General features: G+C 43.4%; 18 protein-coding genes. 2 read left to right on the forward strand and 16 right to left on the reverse strand.

Features of this window, described 5'->3' with window-relative positions:
- Positions 1-92: 92 nt before the first annotated feature.
- Positions 93-293, reverse strand: coding sequence for a cold-shock protein (locus tag CE058_RS20995; protein WP_009335135.1), 201 nt, complete (start codon positions 291-293; stop codon positions 93-95).
- Between the two features lie 575 nt (positions 294-868).
- On the opposite strand from CE058_RS20995, the gene CE058_RS21000 reads away from it, so the two are divergent.
- On the forward strand, positions 869-1,393 hold the full coding sequence (locus tag CE058_RS21000) for an MEDS domain-containing protein (protein ID WP_286168111.1): 525 nt from the start codon (positions 869-871) through the stop codon (positions 1,391-1,393).
- A gap of 86 nt (positions 1,394-1,479) precedes the next feature.
- On the opposite strand, the gene CE058_RS21005 is transcribed toward CE058_RS21000, so the two are convergent.
- From CE058_RS21005 to CE058_RS21015, 3 genes are read right to left on the reverse strand one after another with little or no spacing between them, the layout of a single operon-like run.
- Positions 1,480-1,920 (reverse strand): GtrA family protein, encoded by a 441-nt coding sequence (locus CE058_RS21005; protein WP_197246911.1) that lies wholly within the window; start codon positions 1,918-1,920, stop codon positions 1,480-1,482.
- Complete coding sequence (locus CE058_RS21010; protein WP_163144952.1) at positions 1,874-2,911, reverse strand: glycosyltransferase family 2 protein; 1,038 nt, start codon at positions 2,909-2,911, stop codon at positions 1,874-1,876. The genes CE058_RS21005 and CE058_RS21010 overlap by 47 nt, the downstream gene beginning before the upstream one ends.
- Positions 2,912-2,926: 15 nt before the next feature.
- The gene (locus CE058_RS21015; protein WP_163144953.1) at positions 2,927-4,606 is read right to left on the reverse strand and encodes a DUF6044 family protein; all 1,680 of its coding nucleotides are present in this window, start codon (positions 4,604-4,606) and stop codon (positions 2,927-2,929) included.
- Between the two features lie 123 nt (positions 4,607-4,729).
- On the opposite strand from CE058_RS21015, the gene galU reads away from it, so the two are divergent.
- Entirely contained in the window at positions 4,730-5,590 is an 861-nt protein-coding gene (galU, locus tag CE058_RS21020) for a UTP--glucose-1-phosphate uridylyltransferase GalU (protein ID WP_163144954.1), read from the forward strand.
- Here the strand turns inward: galU and galE are convergent.
- The 12 genes from galE to CE058_RS21080 all read right to left on the reverse strand — a co-directional run bounded on the left by galE (position 5,585) and on the right by CE058_RS21080 (position 16,174).
- Positions 5,585-6,577: a UDP-glucose 4-epimerase GalE gene (galE, locus tag CE058_RS21025; protein WP_163144955.1), complete on the reverse strand. Its 993-nt coding sequence runs from the start codon at positions 6,575-6,577 to the stop codon at positions 5,585-5,587. The two genes, galU and galE, sit on opposite strands and share 6 nt — an antisense overlap.
- Before the next feature lie 174 nt (positions 6,578-6,751).
- Positions 6,752-8,614: an ABC transporter permease gene (locus CE058_RS21030; RefSeq protein ID WP_048009527.1), complete on the reverse strand. Its 1,863-nt coding sequence runs from the start codon at positions 8,612-8,614 to the stop codon at positions 6,752-6,754.
- A complete protein-coding gene (locus CE058_RS21035) occupies positions 8,589-9,353 on the reverse strand; it encodes an ABC transporter ATP-binding protein (RefSeq protein ID WP_048009528.1) in 765 nt (254 codons plus the stop codon). Before CE058_RS21035 ends, CE058_RS21030 begins: the two co-directional genes overlap by 26 nt.
- 87 nt (positions 9,354-9,440) lie before the next feature.
- Positions 9,441-10,442 (reverse strand): sensor histidine kinase, encoded by a 1,002-nt coding sequence (locus CE058_RS21040; RefSeq protein ID WP_163144956.1) that lies wholly within the window; start codon positions 10,440-10,442, stop codon positions 9,441-9,443.
- A 14-nt stretch (positions 10,443-10,456) separates the two neighbouring features.
- Entirely contained in the window at positions 10,457-11,146 is a 690-nt protein-coding gene (locus tag CE058_RS21045; RefSeq protein WP_048009529.1) for a response regulator transcription factor, read from the reverse strand.
- 235 nt (positions 11,147-11,381) lie between these two features.
- On the reverse strand, positions 11,382-11,570 hold the full coding sequence (locus tag CE058_RS25170; protein ID WP_286168105.1) for a hypothetical protein: 189 nt from the start codon (positions 11,568-11,570) through the stop codon (positions 11,382-11,384).
- Positions 11,571-11,671: 101 nt separating this feature from the next.
- Positions 11,672-12,157 carry a nitroreductase family protein gene (locus CE058_RS21055; RefSeq protein ID WP_048009531.1) on the reverse strand — a complete coding sequence of 162 codons (486 nt, stop codon included), beginning with the start codon at positions 12,155-12,157 and terminating at the stop codon, positions 11,672-11,674.
- Between the two features lie 95 nt (positions 12,158-12,252).
- The gene (locus CE058_RS21060) at positions 12,253-13,152 is read right to left on the reverse strand and encodes an EamA family transporter (RefSeq protein ID WP_163144957.1); all 900 of its coding nucleotides are present in this window, start codon (positions 13,150-13,152) and stop codon (positions 12,253-12,255) included.
- 92 nt (positions 13,153-13,244) lie between these two features.
- Entirely contained in the window at positions 13,245-13,937 is a 693-nt protein-coding gene (locus tag CE058_RS21065) for an AraC family transcriptional regulator (RefSeq protein WP_048009533.1), read from the reverse strand.
- 615 nt (positions 13,938-14,552) lie between these two features.
- A complete protein-coding gene (locus tag CE058_RS21070) occupies positions 14,553-14,981 on the reverse strand; it encodes a DUF4181 domain-containing protein (protein WP_048009534.1) in 429 nt (142 codons plus the stop codon).
- Positions 14,982-15,113: 132 nt separating this feature from the next.
- Positions 15,114-15,611 (reverse strand): methylated-DNA--[protein]-cysteine S-methyltransferase, encoded by a 498-nt coding sequence (locus CE058_RS21075; protein WP_163144958.1) that lies wholly within the window; start codon positions 15,609-15,611, stop codon positions 15,114-15,116.
- Positions 15,608-16,174 carry a bifunctional transcriptional activator/DNA repair enzyme AdaA gene (locus CE058_RS21080; protein WP_048009536.1) on the reverse strand — a complete coding sequence of 189 codons (567 nt, stop codon included), beginning with the start codon at positions 16,172-16,174 and terminating at the stop codon, positions 15,608-15,610. The genes CE058_RS21075 and CE058_RS21080 overlap by 4 nt, the downstream gene beginning before the upstream one ends.
- Positions 16,175-16,227 lie beyond the last annotated feature (53 nt).

Here is a 16,227-nt window from a genome sequence, read left to right on the forward strand (position 1 = left end):
ACTAAACATTTGCCCTGCTTATTAGTGAGCGGGGTCCCATAAGTTCACAAAAAAACAGGCCCATAAAGGGCCTGCTCTGAGTTGGTTTAAAATTAAGCTTTGCGAACGTTAGCTGCTTGAGCTCCACGCTGGCCTTGCTCAACGTCGAAAGTCACTTCTTGACCTTCTTCTAGAGATTTGTAGCCTTCGCCTTGGATAGCTGAGAAATGAACGAATACGTCTTCTCCACCTTCACGCTCGATGAATCCGAAGCCTTTTTCACTGTTAAACCATTTTACTTTACCGTTTTCCATGTTTGTTGCCTCCTTGTGTGTAAACCACACATTGTGTTACTATCCTTGCTCTCAGTGATCATCAAGACGTAAAGTTATTACTCAAACTATCCTTTACACCGAACAAAAATAATTCTTATACAGCATAACACTTTTCAGAATAATATGCAAGAAAAGTCGTAAAGTCTTCCATATAAGCATTGCACAAGCGTCGAATTTTAAGCATTAAAAAACTGCTATTTATTTCATAGCAGTCATGGATAGTGCCTTAAGAAGTAATCGAATATCCTGATGAATGCTGTTGCATACTTGATCATCGCTACAGTTCTCATAATCAGCCTGTAAACGTCCAAGTTCTCGAATGAATAGTAAGTTTTCTTCCTTACTAAGCATAGTGTATTCGCTCCTTTTTACATAGGAAAAACACTATGTCGTTAAAGGTTAACACTATTGCATTTTATTTACAATCAATCAGCAGGGCTTTAAAAAGAAGAATTTCTACTTTCGCTGTTGAACCCTTTTCAAGATCAAAGTATGATAAACTGAAATTGCAGGCATAAAATGTCAGAATTCTATGGGGTGCAAATTTGGAAAGTATGCAGGTAAAAGAAGTCCATGAAATTCAAGCTCTTACTAAGGGACATGTATTATATTTTTTCAAGAATCCGGACCAATATATATCAAATGTCATTGAATTTGTTCTTTCGGGCTTAGAACGAAATGAATACTCAATCATTATAGAAAATGACCGATTGACTCCATTGATTAAGAAAAGTCTCACAGAAAAGCTGAATAATAAATGCCTGGAAAAAGTAATGTTCGTCAATAATTATGACTTCTATTATGCCAAGGGGGACTTTAGAGTTAATTCTATCTTCGATTATCTTCCGAACTTAATTGAAGAATATTCAGAACACAAATTGGCTGTCCGGAGCTGGGCTCATGTCGAATGGCGGGATGAACCGGAAGTCAGGGGAAAATTATCGGTTTCTGAAAAAGAAGCTGATCTAATCGTTGCCAAAACAAAACTTCTATCTGTTTGTGCTTACGATTCAGAAAGGGTTAGTCATGAATTAAAAGAAAGTCTTCTGCTGTGCCATAACTTTCTTATAAATGAATGAGTGAAGAAAATCCAGGCTTGATTCACTGTTAACAAATTAGTCTCACCCTTTATAAGTGAGACTAATTTGGATCCCCCGAGATGTTTTTACTGTTTAGTAAAAACGAGGTATTTCTGCCCCATATAATTGATTGCAGTATAAATGCCCGCCCCCAAAAGAACCGCAAGCTCTTCAGGCGATGCTTCATGTCCGAAAAGCGTAAAGCCCTTTAAACTCTCTGCAGCCATGCCGCTAATTGAATAAGATAAAATATAGCACAGAAATAAAATCAAAACGAAGCGCACAGCACTGCTTTGAATGCAGATCCCGCTCCTGAAGGTGAACGTTCTGTTCAGGAAAAAGCTGACCGCCGCCCCCGTACTGTTCCCAAGGAATGTAGCTGTCCAATATGACATTCCTGCTAAATTCAGCAGTATAAATATCATGGATAGCCCGACTAATGTATTGACTGTTCCTACGATCAAAAAGCGAATAAAGGTATTAGTTCGTTTCAGATAATGTTCCAAAATGAATGTCCGCGAACTCATCATCATGGTCTCCATCCGTAATCAAATGACGGGAAATCGGTAAATTAAACGCATCTACTTCAATCGAAAACTTAGGTCTGCGTTTTGTCTCTTTATAGATTTTCCCAATATATTCGCCAACCAGTCCAATGGCTGTCAGCTGAAGTCCTCCCAGCATCCAGATCGAGGCGATTAACGAGGTCCAGCCGGTTTCCGTTTCTCCAAAATAGCGCAAACCTAGAAAGTAGAGGCCAAATAAAAAGCTGATAAAAAAAGATCCGATCCCCAATGCCAATACCATCCGGATCGGCGTCACGGAAAAAGAAGTGATTCCTTCAAATGAAAAGGCCAGCATTTTTTTCAGCGGGTACTTCGTTTCCCCGGCAAGGCGTTCCTTGCGGTCATAGTAAACACTGGCTGTTTTAAAGCCCAGCATAGGCACAATTCCCCGCAAGAACAGATTGGCCTCCTCATAGCGCTGCAGCTCCTCCAAAGCTCGCTTGCTCATCAGGCGGAAATCAGCATGATTATAAACAAGATCTACGCCCATTTTCTCCATCAGCTTATAAAATCCCTGTGCTGTGCTTCTCTTAAACAATGTATCACTGTCCCGCTTTCTTCTAACTCCATAGACAATGTCATTTCCTTCCCGGAATTTCAGGATAAACTCCCGGATCACTGCAATATCATCCTGAAGATCGGCATCAATGGACACCGTGCAATCCGAAACCTTTCCTGCAGCTGCTAAGCCCGCAAGCAGAGCATTCTGATGTCCTGCATTTTTGGCAAGCTTCAGCCCCCGCACTTTGGGGTTATTCAGGCTCTGCTTATAAATGATCTGCCAGGTCCGGTCCCTGCTGCCATCATCGACAAACAGAATTTTGCTTTGATCAGAAACAAGATCATCATCAACCAATTCTGTTAGCAAGCCACCAAGCTGATCAATTGTATCCGGCAGTACCTCCTCTTCGTTATAGCAAGGAACTACGATGGTGAGTACCGGGTTGGTCATTCTAATCCCCCCTGCTTATATGACTTTATAAAGGTAGATTTTCCACACAGAGCTTTTTGATTCAAAAACCTTCTCCAGCCGAAGCTGATTATCTTCGGCATTGTCGATGGGAACGGATGAAAAAAGATAGGAGCCTCCCATGGCTTTAAAGGCGTCTGTATTCAATTCCAGGTTCTTCAGCCTTTTTTTCGTGCGCTTCTTGAACATATAATGCTTGCCAAGCTCGTCTGTAAAGATATAACATCTCCCACCCCACTCATCATAATAGGTGCGGATGGTTTTATTTTTTTCAAGCTCTTTTTCAATGATTTTTCGAAATTGATATTTGTATGTTAAGGGGTAGAAATTATTATAGGAATCCAGCGAGTAGAACCCATTATACTGGGCAATAGCCGGATGAAGCCCAATGCTTGCGACCCGGTACCCCTCCTGAGGAAGCCCAATGTAGTCTTTAATAGCCGAGAACTGCTCTTCTGCATAAAACTGTTTGAAAGAAGGCTTATTCTGAAAAAGAATTTCCTCGTTAAAAAAGGACGCGGCAAACACCTGGGCAAGCACAAATACAGGGACCAGCCTCCTCCATAACCTCCCGTATGACCAAACAATTTTTAACGATAACGCAAACAGGACATAAACCACCAGGGGCCTTAAGAAGTGATACCTGGCAAAGTTGAAAGTATCAAGCACGTGAAAACGCTCTGTAAGGGGAAGCCAGCCTCTGTAGAACCAGAAGGCATACCATACAGATAACGCAAAGTTCAGGAAAAACAGGCCCATAAACACCTTCTCTTTTTTCCAATCCTTTTTCCTCAGTACCATAAAAAGGGCCACTAACATGATGGGCAGAATGATCAGCGTATGAATTGTGGCAGCATGATGGTGCCCGATAGCAAAGTTCTTGAATGCCAGCCTGACGCAATGCCAAAAAGTGAGCCTTGCATGGAAATATTCATCCCGGCTGTTCGGCTCATCGTCAAATAGGAAGGAATAAACGAGCCTGTATTCAACGATGAAAAAGATTCCGGTCATATAAATAATTGATAAGAGAAATGGCCAATTCCATGTTCTTTTCCGGATCAAGTCTCTCAGCCAGAATACTCCCATGGCGCTCAGGAAAAAGAAAAAGCCAAGGACGATGCTTGCATATAAGGGCAAGAGGGTGAGGACAAGGACATTTCTCCATGACCGTTCCCCCTGCCTGATATTTAAGAATGCCCAAAGCGCAAGCGGCATCCCAAGCGTGCTCAGCATACCGGAAGGCCAGAATGGCGTGAAAGCAAAAGCAAGGGCTGTCCCAATCGTTACGGGCGCCCACTTTTCACCTATTAGAAAGTGCTTTTTCAAGAGCAAATACATCCCGATAAAAGCAAACACTCTTGTGATTGTCTGGCTGAGTGCATACGCAATCATTGTCGGAAAAAGGGCATACAGCCAAACAATGATGGTCCATTCAGATCCGAACGCATTGCGGGATAGATTTCCGTTCATAATTTGCGCAATGACAGCATCTATTGGCCCTGTAAGCTGCCCGCTTTCAGCAAGAACTTTATACCACGCCAGATTGCTGTCAAGATTATCATGAACGCGGATATGTGCATTTTCACCTAATATGTATAAAGGGGAAACAAATAAAGCTAAAGCAATGCCTGCCAGAATAAGGAGATTTTTCTCGGCTGCCAATTTTTTTAGAAGCAAATCTCTACACCTCTGGGTTGAAGAATATTTACAATTTTAGGGTTCACGAAGAGGGGCAAATTATTCAGGAAGGGATAATACAACCTTCCTCCTACATAAAAATAGAGTGGAAAGGGGGATTTTATGATTAAAAAAGCGGTCATTCCAGCTGCAGGCCTCGGAACCCGCTTTCTGCCCGCCACGAAGGCACAGCCGAAGGAAATGCTCCCCATCGTCGATAAGCCTGCCATTCAATATATTGTGGAGGAGGCCATTTCTTCAGGAATTGAAGATATTATCATCATAACAGGGAGAAACAAACGGGCCATTGAAGACCATTTTGATAAATCGGTTGAAATGGAGTTGCTGCTGCAGAAAAGCGGAAAGCTTGAAATGCTTGAGGAAGTTCGCGAAATAACCAATCTGGCTGATATCCATTATGTCAGGCAAAAGGAGCCGCTTGGATTGGGGCACGCCATTTTATGCGCGAGAAAGTTCATTGGCAGGGAGCCATTTGCCGTCCTCCTTGGCGATGATATCATCGACGGAGAACCACCTGCCATGCTGCAAATGATTGAGCAATATAATCAAATGGGGGCAAGCATCCTTGGATGCAGTGAGGTTCCTATGTCTGAAGTCAATAAATATGGAATTGTAGGCTATTCAGAACAGAGGGGCCCATTATACAAAGTGGATTGCCTCGTGGAAAAACCTTCTGCTGAAAAAGCCCCATCTGCCCATGCGATTATTGGCCGCTATATCTTAACACCCGCAATCTTTGACATGCTTGAGAACGGAAGCCCTGACAGCAAAGGTGAGCTGCAGCTGACAGATGCGCTCCATGCCTTGCTTTGCCGGGAAAAAATTTATTCCTACCTGATCCAGGGAAGCCGCTATGACATTGGAGATAAATTCGGCTTTCTTAAAGCCTCGATTGATTATGCCCTGCAAAGACCTGAACTGAAGGATAAGCTTTCCCTATATTTAAGGCAAGCCCGCTTATGAATTGCGATATCCGTCAGGATGGGATCTGTGCCAGCTCCAGGCATCCTCAACAATCTGGCGGATACTTGTTTTTTGCGGCTTCCAGTTCAGCAGTAGCCTTGCTTTTTCAGATGAAGCAACCAGTTCTGCCGGGTCTCCTTGTCTGCGGGGAGCAATTCTTACTTTAAAATGCCTGTTTGTTGCCTCCTCTGCAGCTTCAATCACCTCTTTTACAGAGAACCCTTTGCTGCCCCCCAGATTAAGCACATTGCTGTCCCCTCCATCTTCCAGGTACCGGAGTGCCAGCAGATGGGCTTCAGCCAAATCCTCTACATGTATATAGTCCCTTATGCAGGTACCATCCTTTGTTGGATAGTCATCCCCAAAAATGGAGACCGATTCTCTTTTTCCAAGTGCCGCCTGCAGGATGATCGGGATTAAATGCGTCTCATTTTGATGGTCCTCGCCCATCTCCCCTGAAGCCTTTGCCCCTGCAGCATTAAAATAACGGAGCGACACGAACCTTGCTCCTGATGCCTGCGCCCACCAATGGAGCATCCGTTCAACGGCAAGCTTCGTCTCACCATAAGGGCTTGCAGGCGATAGCGGCGCATCTTCCCGTATTGGCTGGCTTTTTGCCTCCCCATACACGGCCGCTGTTGACGAAAACACCAGCTTTTTTACCTTATGCGCTTCCAAAGCCTTTAAAAGGCTAAGAGAACCAAGTACATTATTATTATAGTAATTTAGCGGATCTTTCATCGATTCCCCTACAAGGGATGACGCCGCAAAATGAAATACTCCCTCTATACGCTCACGGCAAAGGACACTAGTTAGAAAAGCCTGCGATCTGATATCCCCCTCATAGAAAGCTGCCTTCGGATGGACCGCCTTTCTATGGCCAGTAGTCAAATTATCGGCAACTACTGTTTTGTACCCTTTTCGCATGAGAAGATCTACAATATGCGAACCAATATAACCTGCTCCTCCAGTAACCAAAATTGCCATTCCATCACTCCTGCATATAGTTTCGTTCCCTTTTCTATATGCAGGTGGGATCTTGAGTATGATATATAAGAAAAGCGGCAGTACAAGCCTGCCGCAGTGAATACCCCCTATTCTATAATTAACTCCAAAAATATGAATGCTCTGTTATATCCTGAATATTTAATCAATCATTAATCAGACCGCCGCCTGAATCTGCTTCGTATAGAAAAAGCGCACTATGAAGAAGTAAACAACCTGGATGGCCAGGAAAACACTCAGAACAGCGACAGATTCTTTAAACAAGTTAAAGTAGAACAGATTTGATAACGCAGTCAGGGCCACAGCACCATGAATAAGAGCGACGAGGATCGGGGCGAAAAACAGAATCATCGTCTGTCTGTTTAAGACCTTTTTCAGCTCTTTACCGGTCAGCCCCATCTTGGATATCGACCTGAATTTTTGTTTATCTTCATCCAGGTCCATGTAAAGCCTGAAGTATAGGAAGCTGCCGGCTGATACGAAAAAGACAATTCCGATAAACAGACCGACAAATAATATGGGCCCGTATCCTTTCATAATCTCATATAATTCATACTCCACGGATGTGATCTCATATCTTGGCAGTTCTTTATACAGCTTTTCAGAAGCAGCCATTACCCTTTCCTCGCCATTTGTTGCCTGCCAGGCGTAATAGCTTTCTTTCCAAGTCGGTTCAGGAAGTTTTTTAAAGTCTATATCAGACATGATAAAATAGGAATCTATTGCCGGCAGGGCTTTCGAGTGGATAGCTTCTTTCGGTTTCAAAACTGTGCCTGACGTCAGTGTAATGGTTTCATTCATGAGGTCCTTCGATTGCCCGAAGTTGGTGCCTTCAAACTCCACCACCACCACTTGTCCTTCTTTTAAAGTAACGGGATCTTCGCCAATAAGGGAGGCAAAACGGTTAAAATCGGATTGGCTGGCAATCTGAGTGGAACTTCCGCCCACTTCAAAGCTCTGCAATACAGTATGTGCCGACTCGGTTTCAATGTTTTCTTCCTTTAATATTCGGTTGATAGCCGCAACATTTTTCTCTTCTTGATCTTCACTTGTTTTATATGAAAACGTTGTGGCATTCAGATCTTTGATACTGGAGGTCAAAACGGTCTGAAATCCGAACAGCGTGCCGATTGCACTGAAGGCAACCGTTGAAACCATGGCCACCATGAAGAATGTCCGCGCATTATCCTTCATGCGGAAGGCTAAGTCAGAAAACAGCAGCATATTGGTCTTAAACCAGAAAACACGCTCATTCTTCTTTAATCGTCTAATGATAAACACGCTTAATTGCGTAAATAACAGGTAGGTCCCAATGCTGACAACGATGATCACCGGCACCATGGCAGCTACTACCATAACACCTTTTGCAAGTAAGGCGGCTGCATACCCCGCTCCTAATAAAAGAACAGCCAGCAGCGTTAAGAAAAGATTCGCTTTCGGCTCACCCTTAGACATCTTATTTCCTTTAATTAATTCAATCAGCTTTTTGCTGCGCAGAACATACGTGACAAACAAGGAAATAAAGAAAAATAAAATGATGAAAGATATAAAGGTAACCAGAATGGCTTTCACCGGAAAATAAAAAGAAAGCGTACGTTCAATAATCAGCACATTCTCAGCCAGCAGCAAAATCCCTTTTGCAAACACAAGGCCCAGCAGAATGCCGCCCACAGTTGCAAATAAGCCAATCAGCATATTTTCCAAAAAGACCATGAGGCGGATTTGTTTCATGCTCATGCCCTGTATCATTAATAAGCCGAATTCCCTTTTTCTGGACTGCAAAAATGAGCTCATCGAATACAACACAAAAAAGAACGAAAACACATAGATAATTCCGGCTGCTGCATTCATTCCCTTCGTGACAGTTGAGTTCATCGCATCCCCGCTTAATGCAGGATGATTTGCAAAAATCGAGAAGGTAAAGAAGACCATGACTGTAAATAAACTGCTGAGAAAATAGGCTGCATACAGCCGCTTGTTGCGGATGACGTTGTTAAACGCGAACTGACGAAAGGTCATGTGCATCCCCTCCCAGCAGCGAAAGTGTATCGATGATCTTTTGGAAAAAGGCCTGGCGGTTATCGCCGCGGTGTATCTCCGAATAGAATTTTCCGTCCCGGATGAAAATGACGCGGTTGCAATAGCTCGCCGCCTGGGCATCATGTGTGACAAGCATCATGGTGGTCTTCTCCGTTTTATTAATCGATTCAAGCATTTCCATTACATCCTTGGAAGACTTGGAATCCAGATTCCCTGTCGGTTCATCTGCCAATAGCAGCTTTGGCGTATGAATCATCGCTCTTGCCACAGCCGCTCTTTGTGCCTGTCCCCCGGATATTTCATACGTCCGTTTATTCATAATGCCGGTAATCCCCAGTTTTTCAGCAATTTGATACGCTTTTTCCTTCATTTCCTTCACTTTTTTTCCGTCCAATGTCAGCGGAAGGACCATATTTTCTTCAACCGTCAAGGTATGAAGCAGGTTGAAGTCCTGAAAGACAAACCCCAATTCACGGCGCCGGAATTGAGCAAGCTCCTCTTTTTTTAAGACATGTGGATTTCTTTCATTAATCAGGATTTCCCCTGTGGTCGGTTCATCAATGGTGGCAATCATGTTCAGCAGCGTCGTTTTCCCGCTTCCCGAAGGACCCATGATTCCGACAAACTCACCTTCTTCAATCGTTAAGTTAATATCCGTTAACGCACGATAGGCGATCTTTCCTTCATAAATCTTGCTTACTTGTTTTACTTTTAGCATCACAAGTTCTCCTTTCACATTCTGTTGACTTGTGATCAGTATATCGTCTATTCCCAGTTCCAAAAATCGATTTTTCTTTCACTTACCTTACAAGATTGTAAGGTTCTGTGTTTTTCCGAAAATCAGCCGGAAAAGAGACCCTTCACCAAGTGTGGATTCCAGTTCAATCCGATGGCCAAGGTAGTCGGCCGCCTCCTTCGTCAAGTACAGCCCCATACCTGTGGACTCCCTGAATTTCCGCCCATTTTCACCGGTATAAAAAGGTTCAAACACACGGCGCTTATCCGCTTCCGGAATGCCGGCGCCAAAATCCTTCACTTCTAAGACAGCTTCCCCGTCTTTTTCATAGACGGAAATATCAACCCTGCTGCTCTTTCCCCTGGAATACTTGACCGCATTATGGATCAGCTGAGAAAGCATAAAGAACAGCCATTTCTCATCTGTCTCCACGATTATGTTTTCTTTTTCCTGCAGAAGATTCGGATACACTCCGTTCCGGATATAAAACCGTTTGTTTTCGCCATTTACTTCATGAATGATTTTCGATAAGTGTACAGGTTTGATATGAAAATCCTGTTCGATTGTCCGAAGTCTCGCCATATAAAGGATCGTGTTCAAGCCCGTTTTCATCCTGTCTGTTTCTTCCCGGATGCTGGATGAATCCGGTTCATCCAGGTTTTGTGCAATCAGCTCAATGACAGAAAGCGGTGTTTTCATCTGATGAACCCATTGATCCATGAACTTCAGGTGCTCATCCTGCCTGGATTCCAGCGCTTTGATTCTCGTTTGATAGTGTTTATACTGGGCCTTCAGCAGTTCATCAAGCGCCAGGGAGATGGGGGAGTTTTCTGTTGTTTGAAAGGAATCGTCAAGAGAAGAAAGCTCATTTGTCAGCCTCTTATAAAACTTGCGGCGGCTAAAATAGTGGTAGGCAAGGTAAGCCGTGAGAAAGAATAGTCCGAGAAATATGCCATAGAGAGCCGGCAATAGACGCTGATAGCCATCAAGCCAGTAAATAGCCAGAACCACAAAAAATTGAACAATCTGTACAGCAATTAATAGTGCATGCTCTTTAAAAAATAATTTCATGTCTCTCCAGCCTTTCACCAGGTAACAATCAAACGATAGCCTGCCCCTCTCACGGTTTCGACCGCTCCTGAAAGCCCAATTGCCTCAAATTTTTTTCTTACCCTTGCCATATTTACATTCAGTGTATTTTCATCCACATAAACCTGCTCATCCCACAGCTTTTCAAGAAGATCCTCACGCCCTGCCACACGCGGGTGCCGCTCCAGGAGACTTTCGATAATATCCGCTTCTTTTTTTGACAGCTGGACCGTTTTATCACGAAATGTGAGTTCCATTCTTTCCGGAAACAGCTTTAATCCTTCTATCTCAATTATCCGTTCCTGTGCCTGTGAGGCATACTCCCCGTATGCCCGGCGCAGCTGGCTGCGGATTTTCGCCATCACAATTTCCGGATGAAACGGCTTTGTGATAAAATCATCCCCGCCATTTTCAAGCGCCATTACCTGGTCCATCTCCCCTACCCGGGCGGAAATAAAGATGACCGGACAAATGGACTCCTTTCGGATTTGCCTGCACCAGTAATACCCGTCAAAGCTCGGAAGATTAATATCCAAAAGGACAAGATCCGGCTTCTGCTTATGAAATTCTGCCATTACATCATCGAGCTGTTCCGCCATAACTGCCTGGTAGCCATACTTCACTAAATAAGATTGCAGGTGCTCCGCAATTTTCGGGTCATCCTCAATAATGAATACTTTCTGCATCCTCTCACTCCTTTGTCTTAGAAAATTATGCCATAGGGAGGACGTGAAAAAAAGAGCTGCGTGTGCACCCCTTTCTGAACAAACATTAGATAAAATAAATCACTGCTCCAATACCGCCTGCTAACATTAACCCAATGCCCTTTTTAAAGTATCTTTGTCTGAAAGCGCCCACACATCCAGAAACGAATCCGATGAACACTAAGCCTGCGCCTATATGCTGCAGGAGTTTTATTTCTTAGATATTGCCGGTAATCAACACCTGAAAACCAATACAGGTGAAAACAAACAGAAGGAACGAGGGGTTCTTCAACTCATCTTTAACATCCTGCTTTTCTTCATAATCCATTTTTTTATAAGTTTTTCTTATACTGAAAATAGGAATCGCCCATATTAATATGATTATAATAGCCTGGATGATTTTCATATGAACTCCTCTTGTAAGATAGTAATCTACTACTTCGTAATTATACCATATTTTAACAAAAAAGAGCACCATCCAATGAGATAGGCGCCCTATTAAAATACTTATGATAAATGCTTTATTTTCCTGTCAATCGGTGTACGTTCCTTCGCTTCTGGCACTTCCTCAGGGAATCCTACTCCCAGAATACCGACTACATCGTAATCATCAGGGACATTTAAAGTTAATCTGGCTTTAGCTGAAGTCCCCAGAGAAGACCAGAATGTCCCCACTCCTGATTCCCAAGCCATCAGCATAAAATTCTGGATAAAGCAGGATACGGCAGCCATATTCTCTGTTCGCTCAAGAGCTGTTGCTCCATGTTTGGACAGAATCGCCAGCACAACAGGGGCACCGCCGAAATCGGTTTTATGATTCAGCTTGGCTCTTGTTTCCGGACCAGCAAATAATACTTCCCAAGGCTCCGTCATTTTATGGTTGGGTGCCATGCTTGCAGCCTCCAGCCAGGATGTGATTAAACTATGCTCTACTTTATCAGATTTGAATTTTTTTATGTTGCGGCGTGTTGTAATGATTTTCTGTATATCCACTGTGTATTTCCCCTTTTTGTTTATTTACTATATATAATACTAGATTAATTGGATTTTCGATAATCCCTGGTCCGGACAGGCTTTTTATTTGAAGCTCAATGTTTCTCTACCACCCCAGGCTCAAGGTGTCCTCCAGAAGCTTTTGAGGACCCTATCAATACGCCAATTCCAAGCAGCAAAAGGAATATCCCCAGCCAGGAAGTCATGTTTAAAGATTCCCCTAATAGAAAAACGCCTAATAATGCTGCAGTTAAAGGCTCCGCCAGCGCAAGTGTGACAGCCGTTGAAGAGGAAATATGGACAAGCCCTTTTGAAAACAGGAAATAGGCAATTCCAGTAGCCAGAATCCCCAGGTGCAGGCTGACAGTCAACCCCCGACCACTCGCAAGCCAGGACATGTCAAAAATAAATAAGAATGGCGATAGAAAGATGGCGCTTAGTGTGAACACAACGGCAACGACTGAGAGGGATGAATAACTTTCAACCAGATCCCTGCTGACAAGCGTATAGCCTGCAAATGTTAAACCAGCTCCCAATGCCATTAATAGGCCAATCGGGTCCATATGAACCGAATTTTTGTTCATGAAAAGCAAAACACACCCCAAAATGGACAGGGAGGTAGAACACCACCAAATGACAGACGGGCGCTTTTTTAAATAGAGCCATTCAAGAAAACCCGATAAGACCGGCGCACTCCCGATCGCTGTCACGGTCCCAATGGCTACCCCTGTAAGAGTGACCGCTGAAAAGAATAATGGCTGGTACAGCGCCATACAAAGTGAAGCCAAAAGGGTGTTCTTAATAGGCCAATTTTTCAGGTTCAATTTCCCCGCCATCAGAACCATGCATGATAAAAATAAACCGCCTGCCGCCAGACGGGCAGCCCCGATGGCAATCGGGTGTGCGTTTTCCGGCGCGAATGCCTGCGTGGTACCCGTGGTCCCCCAGAGCAATCCGGCAAGCAGTATATAAAACGGAGCTATTTTCACACTCATTTTCTCACCTCAATAAAAAAGATAAAAGGACATCATTAAACTTATCTTAGAAAATTCCAAGTGAATTTTCTTTACCAAGTTTAATATCCCTTTTATCCATTCTTAAGGATCCTGTACTTTTGTGGTGCTGCCCCTTCACAGCGGCTGAACCAGCGGGTAAAAGAGGAAGAATTTTCAAACCCTAATTCCCCGCTGATCACCGAAATGGACCAGGAGGTTGTCATTAATAAATGCTTCGCTTCTCTCAATCGAAGATCAGATATATAGGCTTTCGGGCTTTTTCCGGTTTTCTTCTTAAACCATGCGGAATAATAGGCTGGATGATAATGTTCGATTTGCGCTAAATTCTCTAATCGGATGGACTCCTTAAAATGCTTATGAATATAGTCAATCGATGGGGGCTTGGCGATTTGCAGTTTACTGGCCACATACCTGGTCAAATCTGCCAGGGAGGATGCATTCCCCTGATTCCCCGCCTCTTCCAGCAGCAAATACCGGATCGAAGACCATTGCTGGTTCAGCTGAATATACATGCTGCTGGTCTCTTCGGGCAAATAGGCCGTCGGGATATCCAGGATCAAAAATTCATTCCGGTCCATGGACCGATAATTATGATCAACCCCTTGCGGAAGGTAAAAACAATGCTCGGGGTCAAGCTTGATTTCCTGCCATTTCGTCTGGATATCCAGGGAGCCCTGCAAGGGGAACAGAAACTGGCCAAACTCATGCTGGTGCGAATGAAACTCTCTGGAATAGGATCTTTTTTCGCAGGTGATGCTTTGCATTTTAATCCCCCCTGATCATGCTTTAGTTTATTATAATCCGAAACTATGAGGGATGATAGATTGGACAATGAATCGGGAATTCTAAACTGAATAAAAAAAGCCAAATGTCACATGATAATGAAATAAATGGGGGTGGCATCCGGATGGCAAGTTTCTTTAGAATAGTCAATGCGATTGTCTTATGGGAGATTTTTACCGGTTACACTATTTTGTGCAGGTAATTTGCTGATACTTTCTCTTCTTAACTTCATCTTTAAATGGTGGAATGTAAAGGGCGGCACTAAATTTCTTATATTCGATGACCTTGCTTTCATCTACGGGCCATTTTCACCATTAACTTGTGGGTATTCCATTTTACATATGGAAAATTCTCGATCTATGCCTTAAGCAACCTCATCATGGATCTAATATTTGCTTTTCCTTTGAGTGCACTGTTTCAAAAAATTGGTCATTATAAGTTAAATAAATTAAATTCTTTAGGTATTATGCGTTAGCATTATTAAATTACGGATTTCAAATGCTTTTCGAAAAAGAAGTTAACCGCTAAAAAATAGACAAGGACCCCCGGGAGTTTTCAGGTCCGGAATTCAGTGACTGTTTGATAGCTGATTCAACCTATAACATCCAGAAAAAATCAGTATTAATAACTGTCAATAACAAAACTAAAACAAAGACCAGATGAATAATGGTCACCATATAAGCCCTGCGGTTTTCGGCATATTTCCACTCCATTAAAGCCCTGGCGCTTTCTGAAACACCTATAAAAACAAAGAGCAGGAACCATGGTTCTAAAAACCATAGCCACTCCATCGGATCCCTCGTCATGTTAAAAGTGCCTCCGCCCAGGATGGCCACTAAAAACCCTATTCGAATGGTCCAATCCACCTTTTTATGTTTATCATTGATATGGTTATATGAAAAAAATTTCTTTTTCTCAACCTTCAGCCATTTTCTTAAACCCAATTCGAAGAAATACATAGATGCTCCGACAATGGCTAATAAGAGTAATAACTTAGGCCAGATCATTGGATCAATGTCATACATACCCTTCCCTCCTCCGCCTTTGTACGAACACCGTGTTCTCTTGTCTATTTCTACGAACGCGGGAGGAAAAAGTTCCCTTTATCCTTTGGATGTTCCAGCTGCGGAAAAATAAAAGCCGAAGAGGCCCTCTCTTCAGCCTTGTTTCTCCAATTCAAGCAGAGTCTGCTTCATTTCAACGCCCCCGCGGTAGCCGGTTATCGCACCATTTTTGCCGATGACACGATGGCATGGGACTGCGATTAACAGCGGATTGGCACCGATTGCTTTCCCGGCTGCCCGGACTGCCTGCGGCCTGTTTATTTTCTCTGCGATGTCAGAATAAGAGACTGTTTTTCCGTAAGGAATCTGCGCTAATGCCTCCCAAACATCTTCTTGGAACGGAGTCCCTTTCACATCAAGGTCCATTGAAAAAACATGTCTTTTTCCCTGTAGAAATTCCTGTATTTCCATCATGTATGGCTGCAATGCATCTTTATTTTCCGCAAGCACTGCAGCTGGGATATATTTCTTCAGGGAGCTTTCAAATTCCTCAAACTCCGGGTCAGATCCAATATAGCAAAGACCCTTTTCTGTTTTCGCCAGATAAAGGCTCCATTCACCTTCCTGCAGGTTCGCCCATTCAATGTTCATTCTTTCTCCTCCCTTGTTTTGTTTCTATATGCTGCAGGCGTTGTGCCGAGCTTCTTTTTAAATAAAGAGATAAAATAAGGGGTGCTGGGGAATCCTGCTGATGCACCGACATCGGCAATCGAATGCTCCCCAGTCTCCAGCATATGAACCGCTTTTTCGAGCCGGATATCCTGAATATACTCTGTGGGCGACTTCCCGGTGACCTGTTTGAACACCCGCTGCAAATGATAAGGACTTCCATGAAACAGTTCCCCCAATTGATGCAATGTAATCGGGCCGCTATAGTGCTGATCGATCCACCCGGTTATTTGCTTAACCCATTCTTCTGCTGGCAGGCTGAGGCCTTCTGGTCTGCAGCGCTTGCACGGTCTGAAATTTTCCGCCATTGCTTGATCAGCATTTTTAAAAATAGCGACATTGCCGATATTCGGGACTCTCGATCGGCATGATGGCCTGCAAAATATTCCTGTCGTTTTAACGCCATAAAGAAAGAGATCATCATAGGATTTGTCGCAATCCTTTATTGCAGTCCAGTATTCTTCCGGAATCTGTTCATAAGCCACATGCGCTCACCTCTGCTAAAAAGTATACACAAAAAATACTCCTCATCAGCCAT

Origin of the sequence: Bacillus sp. 22-7 (assembly GCF_010628845.1) — a bacterium.
In the GTDB taxonomy this organism is placed as follows: Bacteria; Bacillota; Bacilli; order Bacillales; family Cytobacillaceae; genus Cytobacillus; species Cytobacillus firmus_B.

What these genes read in the sequence shown, in the direction of transcription:
- CE058_RS21070 (WP_048009534.1), bottom strand. Translation starts at nt 14,981, where the DNA reads ATGTATGACATTGATCCAATGATCTGGCCTAAGTTATTACTCTTATTA.
- galU (WP_163144954.1), top strand. Translation starts at nt 4,730, where the DNA reads ATGATTAAAAAAGCGGTCATTCCAGCTGCAGGCCTCGGAACCCGCTTT.
- CE058_RS21010 (WP_163144952.1), bottom strand. Translation starts at nt 2,911, where the DNA reads ATGACCAACCCGGTACTCACCATCGTAGTTCCTTGCTATAACGAAGAG.
- CE058_RS25170 (WP_286168105.1), bottom strand. Translation starts at nt 11,570, where the DNA reads ATGAAAATCATCCAGGCTATTATAATCATATTAATATGGGCGATTCCT.
- CE058_RS21030 (WP_048009527.1), bottom strand. Translation starts at nt 8,614, where the DNA reads ATGACCTTTCGTCAGTTCGCGTTTAACAACGTCATCCGCAACAAGCGG.
- CE058_RS21060 (WP_163144957.1), bottom strand. Translation starts at nt 13,152, where the DNA reads ATGAGTGTGAAAATAGCTCCGTTTTATATACTGCTTGCCGGATTGCTC.
- galE (WP_163144955.1), bottom strand. Translation starts at nt 6,577, where the DNA reads ATGGCAATTTTGGTTACTGGAGGAGCAGGTTATATTGGTTCGCATATT.
- CE058_RS21065 (WP_048009533.1), bottom strand. Translation starts at nt 13,937, where the DNA reads ATGCAAAGCATCACCTGCGAAAAAAGATCCTATTCCAGAGAGTTTCAT.
- CE058_RS21075 (WP_163144958.1), bottom strand. Translation starts at nt 15,611, where the DNA reads ATGAACATTGAATGGGCGAACCTGCAGGAAGGTGAATGGAGCCTTTAT.
- CE058_RS20995 (WP_009335135.1), bottom strand. Translation starts at nt 293, where the DNA reads ATGGAAAACGGTAAAGTAAAATGGTTTAACAGTGAAAAAGGCTTCGGA.
- CE058_RS21035 (WP_048009528.1), bottom strand. Translation starts at nt 9,353, where the DNA reads ATGCTAAAAGTAAAACAAGTAAGCAAGATTTATGAAGGAAAGATCGCC.
- CE058_RS21045 (WP_048009529.1), bottom strand. Translation starts at nt 11,146, where the DNA reads ATGCAGAAAGTATTCATTATTGAGGATGACCCGAAAATTGCGGAGCAC.
- CE058_RS21040 (WP_163144956.1), bottom strand. Translation starts at nt 10,442, where the DNA reads ATGAAATTATTTTTTAAAGAGCATGCACTATTAATTGCTGTACAGATT.
- CE058_RS21000 (WP_286168111.1), top strand. Translation starts at nt 869, where the DNA reads ATGCAGGTAAAAGAAGTCCATGAAATTCAAGCTCTTACTAAGGGACAT.
- CE058_RS21005 (WP_197246911.1), bottom strand. Translation starts at nt 1,920, where the DNA reads ATGAGTTCGCGGACATTCATTTTGGAACATTATCTGAAACGAACTAAT.